We start from the raw sequence: 12,838 nt of genomic DNA, 5'->3' as shown, positions 1-12,838 counted from the left end.
CGTGGCGGGCAGTGTGGCCCGCTGAAACCCGCTGAAAATGTCGGACCCGTGAGGCAGGCTTCGCCCGACCCCGCCAGCCTCACGGGAAGACGACCACATGTCACACGCCATCCTGGCCGAGGGCCTGGTGAAACGCTTCGGCGACACCACCGCCCTGGCCGGCGTCGATCTCGCGTTGCCCACCGGTTCCGTCCTCGGCCTGCTCGGACCGAACGGCGCCGGCAAGACGACAGCGGTGCGGATCCTCGCCACTCTCACCAGCCCGGACGCCGGCACAGCGACCGTCGCCGGGCACGATCTGCTCCGCGAGCCGCATCTGGTGCGTACCCAGATCGGTTTGACCGGCCAGTACGCCGCGGTCGACGAGTCGTTGACCGGCGCCGAGAACCTGCTGCTCATCGGCCGGCTGCTGGGCCTGTCCCGGGCGGCGGCAAAGCGGCGCGCGGCCGAGCTGCTCGCCGACTTCCGGCTTGAGGACGCCGGCGGTCGCGCGGCCCGCACCTACTCCGGCGGTATGCGTCGCCGGTTGGATCTGGCCGCGAGCCTGGTCGGCGACCCGCGCCTGCTCTACCTGGACGAGCCGACCACGGGCCTGGACCCGCGGAGCCGTAACGAGCTGTGGGACATCGTCCGCCGGCTGGTGTCGGACGGCGCGTCGGTGCTGTTGACCACCCAGTACCTGGACGAGGCGGACCAGCTCGCCGACGACATCGTCGTCATCGACCACGGTCGGGTGATCGCCACCGGAACCCCGGACGAGCTGAAGTCACGCGCCGGGGCGCAGACCCTGGTGGTGCGTCCGGTGAAGGCCACTGACGTCCCGGCGTTGGCCGTCGAGGTGTCAGCTCTCATCGGACGGCCGGCGGCGGTGAGCGGCGACGTGGTGAGCGCCACCGTGAGCGACAGCGAGCTGCTGCCGGCGTTGGTGCGCCAGCTCGACGCCGCCGGCGTGCACGTGGCCGAGCTGTCGTTGCGCAGCCCCAGCCTGGACGAGGTGTTCCTGTCGTTGACCGGGCGCCCCACGAACGACGAGACCACCGAGGTGACCGCATGACCACCGCCGTCGCGACGATCCCGGCGCCGGGCCGGGTGGGGCCGTTGGCCGCGATCAGCAACACCGGAACGCTGGCGTGGCGCAGCCTGGTCCAGATCAAGCACAACCCCCTGGAGCTGCTCGACTTCAGCATCCAGCCGATCATGTTCGTGCTGTTGTTCACGTTCGTTTTCGGGGGCGCGATCGCCGGCTCCACCGAGGCGTACCTCGACTTCATGTTGCCGGGCATCATCGTGCAGAACACGATCTTCGCGACGATGTACACCGGCATGGGCATCAACGCCGACCTGACCAAGGGCGTCTTCGACCGGCTGCGGTCGTTGCCGATCGCGCGGATGGCGCCGCTGGCCGGCCGCATCCTGGCCGACACGGCCAAGCAGGCCTGGGCCATCGCGCTGCTGCTCGGGGTGGGGATGGCGCTGGGTTTCCGTCCGCACAACGTGGCCGGCGTCATCGCCGGGACGGCGCTCATGCTGGTGTTCGCCCTGGCCGTGGCGTGGATCGCGGTCCTCGTCGGGGTGACCGTGGAGAACGGCGAGAAGGTGCAGGCCTACGGCTTCACGGTGATCTTCCCGCTGACGTTCACCAGCAACATCTTCGTCCCCGAGGAGACGATGCCCAGCTGGTTGCAGGCGTGGGTCGAGGTGAACCCGGTGACGATCCTGGCCGACGCTCTGCGTGGGCTGATGGTCCGCGGCGAGGTCCTGCCGGGGCCGGTGATCCAGTCGCTGCTGTGGGCGGTGGGCATCGCGGCGGTGTTCGTGCCGCTGGCGTTGCGGGCGTTGCGCCGCCGGACCTGACGCTCAGCGCGACTGTTCGGGGTCGTCGTCCTTGCGGTCGCGGCGACGGTCGTCGAGCGAGCGCAGGAAGTCCGGGTCGTCGTCGGGCGCGACGACCCGGCCGCCCGCCCCGCCGGCGACCCGGGGGCGCGGCGCGCGGGGACGACCGATAGCGAACCACACCAGCGCTCCTACCAGCGGAAACAGCAGGATCAGGATGATCCAGCCGATCCGTGACAGCTTCTGGATCTTGTCGTCTTCGGTGGAGAGGCAGCTGATGAGGGCGGCGGCCGCCGCCCCGATCTGGACGACGAACATGAGGAGCGCGACGCGGGTCATGTTGACCATTGTCCGTGACCGGCGCCCAGGTCGACCACTACCCGGCGCGGCGGGCGTCGGTGGCCGAACCCAGCGGGCATTCTGGTGATCTGGGTCACCCGGGCCCGATGGATACACTGGCTCTCGCATGAACGATCGTTAAACCTCATCCAGGGGGGTCCTCGGGCGCGATGAACACCGTCGTACTTGTAAAGCAGGTGCCGGACTCCGGCGCGGAGCGCAGTCTGCGTTCGGACGACAACACCGTCGACCGGGCGTCCGCCAACAACGTCATCAACGAGATGGACGAGTACGCCATCGAGGAGGCCCTGCGGTTGCAGGAAGCCCACGGCGGCGAGGTCACCATCCTCACCATGGGCCCCGAACAGGCCGGCGAGTCGATCCGCAAGGCGCTGTCGATGGGGCCCAACGGCGCCGTCCACATCGTCGACGAGGCCCTTCGCGGCTCGTGCGCGCTCGGCACCTCCAAGGTTCTCGCCACGGCGCTCGGCACTCTCAACGCCGACCTGATCCTGTGCGGGGCGGAATCCACCGACGGCCGGGTGCAGGTCATGCCGCACCTGATCGCCGAGCGGTTGGGCATCGCGGCGCTCACCGGCGCCCGCAAGCTCGACGTCGACGGCGCCACGTTGACGATCGAGCGGCAGACCGACGAGGGCTACGAGGTGGTCACGGCCACGACCCCGGCGGTGGTGTCGGTCTGGGACACGATCAACGAGCCTCGGTACCCGTCCTTCAAGGGGATCATGGCCGCCAAGAAGAAGCCGGTTCGCCTCATGACGCTGGCTGATCTCGGCCTGGCCGCCGACGAGGTCGGGGCCGCCGGCGCCACCAGCGCGGTGCTGGAGCACAGCAGGCGCCCGGAGCGCGCGGCCGGCGTCAAGGTCACCGATGAGGGCGAGGGCGGCGTCAAGCTGGTCGAGTACCTCGCCGCCGAGAAGTTCGTCTGAGCCGGGAGAGGGACATGGCTGAAGTTCTTGTTGTCGTAGAGGCCAGCTCCGCGACCGGCGTCAAGAAAGTGACCCTGGAGCTGCTGACGCACGCCCGGACGCTGGGGGAGCCGGTCGCGGTCGTGCTGGGCGGGCCGGGCGCGGCGGCGCCGTTGGTCGACAAGCTCGCCGAGTTCGGCGCCACGAAGATCTACGCGGCGGAGTCCGCCGAGATCGACGGGCACCTGGTCGCCCCGAAGGCGAGCGTGCTCGCCCAGCTGGTCCGGCAGGCCCAGCCGGCGGCCGTGCTGGTGGCCGCCACCCAGGAGGGCAAGGAGATCGCCGCCCGGTTGGCGGTCAAGCTGGACAACGGTCTACTCACCGACGCCGTCGCGATCGCCGCCGACGGGACCGCCACCCAGGTGGCGTTCGCCGGATCGACGGTCGTCACCTCCAAGGTCACCAAGGGTCTGCCGCTGGTCGCTCTGCGCCCGAACTCCGTGACGCCCACCCCGGCGCCGGCGTCGCCGCAGGTCGAGCAGGTGTCGGTCGAGCTGGCCGGCAGCGACACCCTCGCCAAGGTCACCGAGCGGGTGGCCGAACAGAAGGGTTCGCGACCGGAGCTGTCGGAGGCCTCCGTGGTCGTGTCCGGTGGCCGAGGCGTCGGCAACGCCGAGAACTTCGCGCTGGTCGAGGAGCTGGCGGACTTGCTCGGGGGGGCTGTGGGCGCGTCCCGGGCGGCCGTCGATTCGGGTTACTACCCGCACCAGTTCCAGGTCGGACAGACCGGCAAGACGGTCTCGCCGCAGCTGTACCTGGCGCTGGGCATCTCCGGGGCGATCCAGCACCGGGCCGGTATGCAGACCTCGAAGACGATCGTCGCGGTGAACAAGGACGCCGAGGCGCCGATCTTCGACCTGGCTGACTTCGGTGTGGTGGGCGACCTGTTCAAGATCGTGCCGCAGGCCGCTGAGGAGATCCGCAAGCGCAAGTGATTCTTCGGCGGGTGGTGGCGGTCGGCTCCGGGCGGCCGACACCACCCGCCGCCGTGGCGAGGCGTCCGGTGGCCCGGCGTCCGGATCAGGCGGCTCGGCCGATCAACTAGGGTTGGTCGGATGGCTCAACTCGATCGGCCGGCGCCACGCGGTCAGGCGGTTTCACCCGACGCGGCGGCGGCACGCCCGCCGGCGCCCGCCGGCGCCCGCCGGGTCGTCTACCTCGACCACGCCGCGACCACCCCGATGACCGAGGCGGCGCTGGCCGCCTACGTCGAGGCCGCCCGCCAGGTCGGCAACGCCTCGTCCCTGCACCTGTCCGGCCGGTCGGCCCGCCGTCTGGTGGAGGAGTCCCGCGAACGCGTCGCCGCCGCGCTCGACGCCCGTCCGTCGGAGGTCATTTTCACCGGTGGCGGCACCGAGAGCGACAACCTCGCCGTCAAGGGCATCTTCTGGTCGCGGCGGGCAGCGGCCCCTCGGCGGCGGCGCATCGTCGCCTCCGCGGTCGAACACCACGCCGTGCTCGACGCGGTGAGCTGGCTGGAACGGGCTGACGGCGCCGTCATCAGCTGGCTGCCGGTGGACCACGAGGGCCGGGTCGCGGCGTCGGCGTTGGCCGAGGTCCTCGACAAGCACGGCGACGAGGTGGCGTTGGTGACCGTCATGTGGGCCAACAACGAGGTCGGCGCCGTGCAGCCGGCGCCGGCGCTGGCCGCGCTCGCCGCAGGCGCCGGCGCCCCGCTGCACACCGACGCGATCCAGGCCGTCGGGCAGGTGCCGGTGAGTTTCGCCGCCAGCGGGGTCGGCGCGTTGACCGTCACCGGGCACAAGCTCGGCGGCCCAGCCGGAGTCGGCGCGCTGCTGCTGAGCCGTGACATCGCCTGCACCCCGTTGCTGCACGGCGGCGGTCAGGAGCGGGACGTGCGTTCGGGCACCGTGGACGTCCCGGGCGTGGTCGCTTTCGCGGTGGCTCTCGAGGCGGCGGTGGCCGGGCAGCGTGAGCACGCCGAACGGATCGGCGCCCTGCGCGACGATCTGGTGGCCCGGGTGCTGGCGGTCGCGCCGGGGTCGGTGCTCAACGGCGACCCGGTCGACCGGCTGCCGGGGAACGCGCACTTCTCCTTCCCTGGCTGCGAGGGCGACGCGCTCCTGCTGCTGCTGGACGCCCAAGGCATCGCCTGTTCGACCGGATCGGCCTGCTCCGCCGGCGTCGCCCAGCCCTCACATGTGCTGCTGGCCATGGGCGCCGACGACGAGCGGGCCCGCGGTTCGCTGCGCTTCTCCCTCGGTCACGACTCCACCCGGGCCGATGTGGACGCCCTGGTGGCCGCGTTGCCGGGCGCGGTGGAACGGGCGGGGCGCGCCGCGGCGCTGCGCCGCTGACCAGGTGGCCTCATCGGGCTGGCCTCACTGGGCGTGAGACGGCCAGCGTCCCTCACGGGTGGGACAGCGCCGGCGGCTGTCCGGGCTCCACGACGACGAACTGGCCCATCATGCCGTGGTCCTCGTGGGTGAGCTTGTGGCAGTGGTACATGTACGGGTGTTCCGGGTCGGCGGCGCCGTCGAATCGGATCGCCAGCCGCAGCGTGCGCCCTGGCGGCACGTACACGGTGTCCTTCCAGCCCCGGTAGGACTCGTCGGGGGGATCGAGCACCCGGAAGCGCACGTCGTGGATGTGGAAACTGTGCGGCATCCCGTCAGTGTTCTCGATCTGCCAGATTTCCACGGCGCCCCGGGTGACGACGGTGTCGATCCGGTCCATGGCCATCTGCCGGCCGTTGATGGAGTGGCCGGCGAGCCGGAACCTCCGGGTCTGGGCGGCGGTCGCCGGGTCGATGTCGACCGGCGCCGCCAACCGGTTCGCCAGCGCGGCGGCCGGGCGCAGGGTGGCGGCGGCGCGAAGCTGGAGGACGTCGAGGGTGTCGTCGCCGCCGTGGAAGCGGTCGAAGAGAGCGGGGGTGGAGCCCAGCCGGGGCGGGAAGCTGCGCAGCGTCACCGACTCGCCGGGTCGGACGCGGACGAGGATCTCGGCACGTTCGCCCGGGGTGAGCCGGACATCGGTCACCGTGGCCGGGCTTTCCAGCAGGCCGCCGTCGACGCCGACGAGGGTGACCGGCCGCCGGTCGGCCAGCCCGAACCGGTAGCTGCGGGCGGTGGAGGCGTTGAGCAGCCGGAGCCGGACCAGTTCGGCGTCGACGTTCAGGTGCGGGGTGGGCGTTCCGTTGACGAGGACGGTGCGGCCGAGGACGCCCAAGTCGGTGAAGCTGGCCGGGGTGTCGTCGAGGCCCCTGTCGTCGAGGTTGACGTCGCTGACGATCGCGGGGATGTCGTCGACGCCGTACCGCGACGGCAGTCCGGTCCGCTGGTCGTCGTCGAGCAGGAACATGCCGGCCAGGCCCCGGTAGACCTGCCGGGCGACGCCGTGGTGCAGGTGCGGGTGGTACCAGAGGGTGGCGGCCGGCTGGTCGACCGTCCAGGACGGCGACCAGGTGGCGCCGGCGGCGATGGGCTGGTGCGGCCCGCCGTCCATTACGGCGGGCAGGCGCATTCCGTGCCAGTGCACGGTGGTGGGCTCGCCGAGGGCGTTCCGAATGTTGACCAGGACCTTCTCCCCGCGCCGGGCCCGCAGCGTCGGGCCGAGGTAGCCGCCGTTGTAGCCCCAGGTGGACACGGCGCGGCCGGCGAACTCGTGGGTTCCGGGGGCGGCGGTGAGGTCGAAGACCCGCCGTCCGGCGGCGTCGAGACGCGACGGGGCCAGTGGGGGGATCGCCAGCGGCCATTCGAAGTCGACGGCCCCGGCGGTGTCGAGCCCGGCGCGGCCCCACACGGTGGTGACAGCGGCGGTCGGACCGCCGCAGCAGACCAGCAGAATGCCGATCAGCGAGCCCATGACGACCTTGTGCCGCCTGGCCATCAGCGGGCCGTCCGGGGCAATGCCGGCCAGACCGGCGCCGGGCGCCGTGGGCCGGTCGGGGTGAATCGGGGGGCGGTAGTCGCCATCTGCCGTGTCTCCTTCGGGCGCCCAGGCGAGCCGGGCGCTGGCGACGGCTCGGCTCACCGCCACTATCGGCCATCAGAGCAGCGACCTTATCGGCCATCTGCTCAACGATCGGCTGGCGTGGCCGCGGTCGGGTCCGCCCGGCTTGTTACCGTTGGCCGCGTGAGAGTCCTGGCCGCCATGTCCGGTGGGGTTGATTCGGCGGTGGCCGCGGCCCGCGCCGTCGCTGCCGGGCACGACGTGACCGGCGTGCACCTGGCCCTGTCGCGCAACCCGCAGACGTACCGCACCGGCGCCCGCGGCTGCTGCACCCTGGAAGATTCCCGGGACGCCGGCCGCGCCGCTGACGTGCTCGGCATCCCGTTCTACGTCTGGGACATGGCCGAGGAGTTCCACGCCGACGTGGTGGACGACTTCGTGGCCGAGTACGCCGCCGGCCGTACCCCGAACCCGTGCCTGCGCTGCAACGAGAAGATCAAGTTCGCCGCGGTGCTCGACCGGGCGGTCGCCCTCGGCTTCGACGCGGTCGCCACCGGCCACCACGCCCGGCTCGGCGCCGACGGCCTGCTCCGCCGCAGCGTCGACCACGGCAAGGATCAGTCGTACGTGCTCGCCGTGCTCACTCGCGCCCAGCTCGACCGCTCGATGTTCCCGTTGGGGGACACCACCAAGGAGCAGGTCCGGGCCGAGGCCGCCGCCGCCGGCCTGGCGGTCGCCGACAAGCCCGACTCCCACGACATCTGTTTCATCGCCGACGGCGACACCGCCGGCTTCCTGCGGCAGCGGCTCGGCCAGAGCCCCGGCGACATCGTCGACGCCGGCACCGGCGAGGTGCTCGGCGAGCATGACGGCGCGTACGCGTACACGGTCGGACAGCGTAAGGGGCTGCGTCTGGGCCGTCCGGCGGCTGATGGTCGTCCCCGGTACGTCCTGTCGATCACGCCGGTGACGAACACAGTCACCGTGGGCCCGGCGGAGGCGTTGGAGACCACCGAGGTGCGGGCGAGCCGTCCGGTCTGGAGCGCTGGTGGGCTGCCCGACGCGTCGGTCGGGTGCGAGGTGCAGCTGCGCGCCCACGGCGAGGCCGTTCCGGCCGTCGTGTCCGTCCATAACGGACGTTTTTCGGCCACGCTCCGCCGGCCGGTGCGGGGCGTCGCCGCCGGTCAGACCGTTGTCGCCTACCAGCCGTCGCCGGACGGCGACATCGTGCTCGGCTCCGCCACCATCGACTGACCCCTACGGCGCGGTAACCTGCCGCTCATGAATGAGCAGTGGCCGTGGCCGGCTGGCGCGGCGACCGGGATCGGCTCGCTGCCCGGCGTCGACATCACCGAGGCCCAGAAGATCGTGCTGGGGGAATTGCCGGACCTGCCCCACCTGCCGGAGCTGCCGGCCCGGGGGCCCGGGGCCGACCTCATCGGCCGCGGCGCCGGGCTGCTGGTCGACCTGCCGGTCGAGCTGTACGCCGGGCGCTGGCAGGTGACGTCCCGTCCCGGCCGGGATCTGCGGCGCGCCCACGACCTGCTGGACCGCGATCTCGACCAGCTCACCGAGCAGGCCGACGGCTACCGCGGCGTGCTGAAGATCCAGGCGGCCGGCCCGTGGACGCTGGCCGCGAGCGTCCAGCGTCAGCTCGGCGGCCCGTTGCTCGCCGACCCGGGCGCGGTCCGTGACCTGGCCTCCTCGCTGACCGAGGGTCTGCGTAGGCACGTCGCCCAGGTGCGGGCCCGGGTGCCGGACGCCGCGGTGATCCTCCAACTCGACGAGCCGTCGCTGCCGGCCGTCCTGGCGGCCAGGGTGCCCACCGAGAGCGGGCTGGCCACGCTGCGTGCGGTCGCCGCGAACACCGCCGCCGAACGCCTGCGCGATCTCATCGGGGCGGTGGACGCGCCGGTGGTCGTGCACTGCTGCGCCCCGGACGTCCCGTTGGCGTTGCTGCGTTCGGCGGGGGCGGCGGCTGTCGCCGTCGACCTCGATCTGCTGAAAGACCTGGACGCGCTCGGCGCGGTCCTGGACGACGGGATGGGCTTGTTCGCCGGTGTGCTCGCGCCCGCTGGCGATACGCCTGTCGAACCAAAGGCCCTGGCAGAGCGTGTACTCACGGTATGGCGTGACCTCAGTTTTGCCCCGGATCGGCTCGCTCGTCAGGTGGTGCTGACCCCGTCGTGCGGGCTGGTCGGGGTGTCGGCGCCCCGGGCCAGGGCCGTCCTCGCCGCGTGTCGGCAGGGCGCCGTGGAGCGCGCGACAGGATTGGCGGTTAGCCAGGCAGGCCGCTAATGTTCACGACCGTCTATGGAGGGAGTTGCGGTGATTGGCCGCTTGCACTCGATTGCGCTCGACTGCCCCAGTCTGGGCGGTCTGGCCAACTTCCGCCGCTCGCCCGTCGGACCAACGGTGATCCAGCCCCATCCGGTGCGGGGTGAGCCGTGCGGCGGGTAGCGGGCTCGCTGTTCGGCCTTGCCTACGGGGACGCGATCGGCGGACCGGTCGAGTTCTGCGCCTTCGAGGAGATCGTCCGCAGGCACGGCCCGGACGGGCCCCGGGAGCTGCCCGGCGACCCGGCGCCGGTCACCGACGACACCCAGCTGGCGCTCGCGGTCGGCTGGGCGCTGTACGACGCGGACGGCCCGACGGCCGAGCTGCTGGAGCCGCACCTGCGGGAACGGTTCGTCGCCTGGTTGGTCAGCCCCGACAACGACCGCGCCCCGGGGCTGACCTGCCTGCACGCCTGCGAGGGCCTTCAGGCCGGCCGGCCCTGGCAGGAGGCCACCATCGTGGGCGCCAAGGGCTGCGGGGCCAACATGCGGGCCACCCCGATCGGACTGGTTCCCGACATCGACGAGGAGCTCGTCGCGGCGATGGCCCAGTTCCAGGCCGCGATGACGCACGCCCACCCGACCGCCCTCGCCGCCGCCGAGCTGACCGCGCTCGCCGTCTGGCTGCTGCGCGACGACCATCCGGTGGACCGGCTGCCGGCGATGCTGCGCGAGCGCTGCGACTCACAACGTCAGGTGTACCGGCAGGACTGGCTCGGCGGTCTGTGGGAGCGGGCCGGCGCGGCCAGCGCCGTCGACTTCATCGCCCACGGCTGGGACGAGTGCGCCGGGGCCCTGGACCGGTTGACCGACGCTCTGGGCAAGCCCGACGACGGCGGCGACGCCTGCCTGGCCACCGGCGCCGGCTGGGTCGCCGAGGAGGCCCTGGCCACGGCCCTGTACTGCGCGCTGCGCCATGCTGACGATCCGGTGTCCGCACTGGCCAGGGCGGCCCGTACCAGCGGCGATTCGGACTCGGTCGCCAGCCTCGCCGGCGCCTTCCAGGGGGCCGCCCACGGGATGGGCGCCTGGCCGCCGCAGTGGGCGGAGCGGATCGAGTACGCCGACCAGTTGCGCCGCCTCAGCCAGGCGTGGGAGCCCGCCTGAGCCCTCGGGGGCGTGTCGTACCGGTTGCCTAGGCTGCCCGATGCGGCAAGATCGCCGCTGGCGGGGCCGGTCCGGACGGCCCGTGGTGGGAGGTCTCTGGTGTCTGAAGCCCCGCAGGTTTCTGAAATCGCGCAGGTCGCCGTCCGGCATGCGGCGCTGGCCAGCGAGGTGGCCGACCACCAGTTCCGTTACTACGTCCTGGATGCCCCGACGATCCCGGACGCTGACTTCGACGCCATGTTCCGCGAGCTGGAAGAGCTGGAACGGCAGCACCCCGCGCTGCGTACCCCGGATTCGCCGACCCAGCGGGTCGGCGGCACGTTCTCCACCGACTTCGCCCCGGTCGAGCACGCCGAACGGATGATGTCGCTGGACAACGCCTTCGACGACGCCGAGCTGGCGGCCTGGGCGCAGCGGGTCGAACGGGACGCCGGCCAGCCGGTGGCCTACCTGTGCGAGCCGAAGATCGACGGCCTGGCGATCAACCTCACCTACGAGCGTGGTCGGCTGACCCGGGCGGCGACCCGTGGCGATGGCCGCACCGGCGAGGACGTCACCGCGAACGTGCGCACCATCGCCGACGTCCCGTCGTCGCTGGCCACCGACGATCCGCCGGAGCTGGTCGAGATCCGGGGCGAGGTGTTCTTCCCGATCGCCGGGTTCGCCGACCTCAACGCCGGTCTGGTCGAGCTGGGCAAGGCGCCGTTCGCGAACCCGCGCAACGCGGCCGCCGGGAGTCTGCGGCAGAAGGACCCGCGGGTGACGGCCGGCCGGCCGTTGCGGATGGTCGTGCACGGTATCGGGGCCCGGTCCGGGTTCGCTCCGGCGGCCCAGTCAGTGGCGTACGAGACCCTGCGCGGGTGGGGGCTTCCGGTGGGCGACCGTTGGGCGGTCAGGTCCGACCTGGCCGGGGTGCGCGAGTACATCGCCTACTACGCCGAGCACCGGCATGACGTCTCGCACGAGATCGACGGCGTCGTGGTCAAGGTCGACGCGGTGCCGTTGCAGCGGCGGCTCGGCTCCACCAGCCGCGCCCCGCGCTGGGCGATCGCGTTCAAGTACCCGCCGGAGGAGGTCACGACGCTGCTGCGGGGGATCGAGGTGAACGTCGGGCGCACCGGTCGGGTGACCCCGTTCGCGGTGTTGGAGCCGGTGCTGGTGGCTGGGTCGACGGTGGCGCTGGCGACGTTGCACAACGCGCAGGAGGTTCGCCGCAAGGGCGTGCTCATCGGCGACACCGTGGTCATCCGCAAGGCCGGCGACGTCATTCCGGAAGTGTTGGGCCCGGTGGTGGAGCGCCGCCCGGTGGACGCCCGCGAGTTCGTGATGCCCAACCACTGCCCGGTGTGCGGATCGGCGCTGGCGCCGGCGAAGGAGGGCGACGTGGACATCCGTTGCCCGAACAACCGGACCTGCCCGGCGCAGCTGCGTGAGCGGGTCTTCCACATCGCCGGCCGGGGCGCCCTGGACATCGAGGTGCTGGGGTACAAGGCGGCGGCGGCGTTGTTGGCCTCGGGCGTCATCGCCGACGAGGGCGACCTGTTCGACCTGGACGAGGAGCGGTTGGCGCGCTGTGACTTCTTCGTCAATAAGGACGGATCGTTGCGCAGCAATGCCGCCAAGCTCGTCGAGAACCTGGCCCAGGCTAAAAAACGACCACTGTGGCGGGTGCTGGTGGCGCTGTCGATCCGGCATGTGGGTCCGACCGCCGCACAGGCTCTGGCCAGGCAGTTCGGCTCGTTGGAAGCCATTGAGGCAGCCCCTGTTGACGATTTGGCCGCGGTAGAAGGGGTCGGTTCGACTATCGCGGAAAGCCTCCGGCAATGGTTTGCTGTGGATTGGCACCGTGAGGTGATCGCCAAGTGGCGGGCCGCTGGCGTTCAGCTGGCCGAGGAGCAGGTCGCGTACGGACCTCGCCCATTGGCCGGGCTGACGGTGGTGGTGACGGGGACGCTGGCGACCTACTCGCGGGACCAGGCCACCGAGGCGGTGACGGGCCGCGGTGGGAAGGTCAGCGGCTCGGTGTCGAAGCGGACGAGCTTCGTGGTGGTGGGGGACAACCCGGGCAGCAAGCACGACAAGGCAGTGTCGTTGGGGGTGCCGGTTCTGGATGAGGCCGGCTTCGGGGTGCTCCTGGAGCAAGGCCCCGAGGCGGCGTTGGCGGTCGTTCGCGAGGTCCGATAGGCGTCGTTTTGTCGGCTATCGCATATTGCAATTTTGTCACAGAGGCAACCGCTTAGTCTGTTTATGCCCTTAGATCCGTAATGTTCGGTTGATGGTGCGACGCCCGGGGGCGCGCAGCCGGATGAGGTGTCGGGGGGT

At 71.8% G+C, this 12,838-nt stretch carries 11 protein-coding genes; 9 read left to right on the top strand and 2 right to left on the bottom strand.

Annotated features, from left to right (window positions below):
* The first annotated feature begins 97 nt into the window (after positions 1–97).
* Positions 98–1,054: an ATP-binding cassette domain-containing protein gene (locus ABD287_RS09885; RefSeq protein ID WP_344171484.1), complete on the top strand. Its 957-nt coding sequence runs from the start codon at positions 98–100 to the stop codon at positions 1,052–1,054.
* Positions 1,051–1,854, top strand: a complete 804-nt coding sequence (locus tag ABD287_RS09880; RefSeq protein ID WP_344171482.1) for an ABC transporter permease — start codon at positions 1,051–1,053, stop codon at positions 1,852–1,854. Before ABD287_RS09885 ends, ABD287_RS09880 begins: the two co-directional genes overlap by 4 nt.
* Before the next feature lie 3 nt (positions 1,855–1,857).
* Here the strand turns inward: ABD287_RS09880 and ABD287_RS09875 are convergent, their stop codons facing one another.
* Complete coding sequence (locus tag ABD287_RS09875) at positions 1,858–2,172, bottom strand: PLD nuclease N-terminal domain-containing protein (RefSeq protein ID WP_344171480.1); 315 nt, start codon at positions 2,170–2,172, stop codon at positions 1,858–1,860.
* A gap of 170 nt (positions 2,173–2,342) precedes the next feature.
* Here ABD287_RS09875 and ABD287_RS09870 point away from each other — a divergent pair, with 170 nt between their 5' ends.
* From ABD287_RS09870 to ABD287_RS09860, 3 genes are all read left to right on the top strand, one after another.
* Positions 2,343–3,122, top strand: a complete 780-nt coding sequence (locus ABD287_RS09870) for an electron transfer flavoprotein subunit beta/FixA family protein (protein ID WP_344171478.1) — start codon at positions 2,343–2,345, stop codon at positions 3,120–3,122.
* A 14-nt stretch (positions 3,123–3,136) separates the two neighbouring features.
* A complete protein-coding gene (locus tag ABD287_RS09865; protein ID WP_344171476.1) occupies positions 3,137–4,096 on the top strand; it encodes an electron transfer flavoprotein subunit alpha/FixB family protein in 960 nt (319 codons plus the stop codon).
* A gap of 120 nt (positions 4,097–4,216) precedes the next feature.
* Positions 4,217–5,479: a cysteine desulfurase family protein gene (locus ABD287_RS09860; RefSeq protein WP_344171474.1), complete on the top strand. Its 1,263-nt coding sequence runs from the start codon at positions 4,217–4,219 to the stop codon at positions 5,477–5,479.
* A 52-nt stretch (positions 5,480–5,531) separates the two neighbouring features.
* Here ABD287_RS09860 and ABD287_RS09855 read toward each other — a convergent pair whose 3' ends face one another.
* Complete coding sequence (locus ABD287_RS09855) at positions 5,532–7,154, bottom strand: multicopper oxidase family protein (RefSeq protein ID WP_344171472.1); 1,623 nt, start codon at positions 7,152–7,154, stop codon at positions 5,532–5,534.
* 102 nt (positions 7,155–7,256) lie between these two features.
* Here ABD287_RS09855 and mnmA point away from each other — a divergent pair, with 102 nt between their 5' ends.
* The 4 genes from mnmA (at position 7,257) to ligA (ending at position 12,700) form a co-directional block, all read left to right on the top strand.
* The gene (mnmA, locus tag ABD287_RS09850) at positions 7,257–8,327 is read left to right on the top strand and encodes a tRNA 2-thiouridine(34) synthase MnmA (protein WP_344171470.1); all 1,071 of its coding nucleotides are present in this window, start codon (positions 7,257–7,259) and stop codon (positions 8,325–8,327) included.
* Between the two features lie 27 nt (positions 8,328–8,354).
* The gene (locus ABD287_RS09845; protein WP_344171468.1) at positions 8,355–9,371 is read left to right on the top strand and encodes a uroporphyrinogen decarboxylase/cobalamine-independent methonine synthase family protein; all 1,017 of its coding nucleotides are present in this window, start codon (positions 8,355–8,357) and stop codon (positions 9,369–9,371) included.
* Between the two features lie 149 nt (positions 9,372–9,520).
* On the top strand, positions 9,521–10,516 hold the full coding sequence (locus tag ABD287_RS09840) for an ADP-ribosylglycohydrolase family protein (protein ID WP_344171466.1): 996 nt from the start codon (positions 9,521–9,523) through the stop codon (positions 10,514–10,516).
* Between the two features lie 99 nt (positions 10,517–10,615).
* Positions 10,616–12,700, top strand: a complete 2,085-nt coding sequence (gene ligA, locus ABD287_RS09835) for an NAD-dependent DNA ligase LigA (RefSeq protein ID WP_344171464.1) — start codon at positions 10,616–10,618, stop codon at positions 12,698–12,700.
* The last annotated feature ends 138 nt before the right edge of the window (positions 12,701–12,838 follow it).

The sequence above is a fragment of the Pilimelia columellifera subsp. columellifera genome (assembly GCF_039532605.1).
In the GTDB taxonomy this organism is placed as follows: domain Bacteria; phylum Actinomycetota; class Actinomycetes; order Mycobacteriales; family Micromonosporaceae; genus Pilimelia; species Pilimelia columellifera.
The sequence above is the reverse complement of the archived record's forward strand: the minus strand, read 5'-3'. Positions and strand labels throughout refer to the sequence as shown.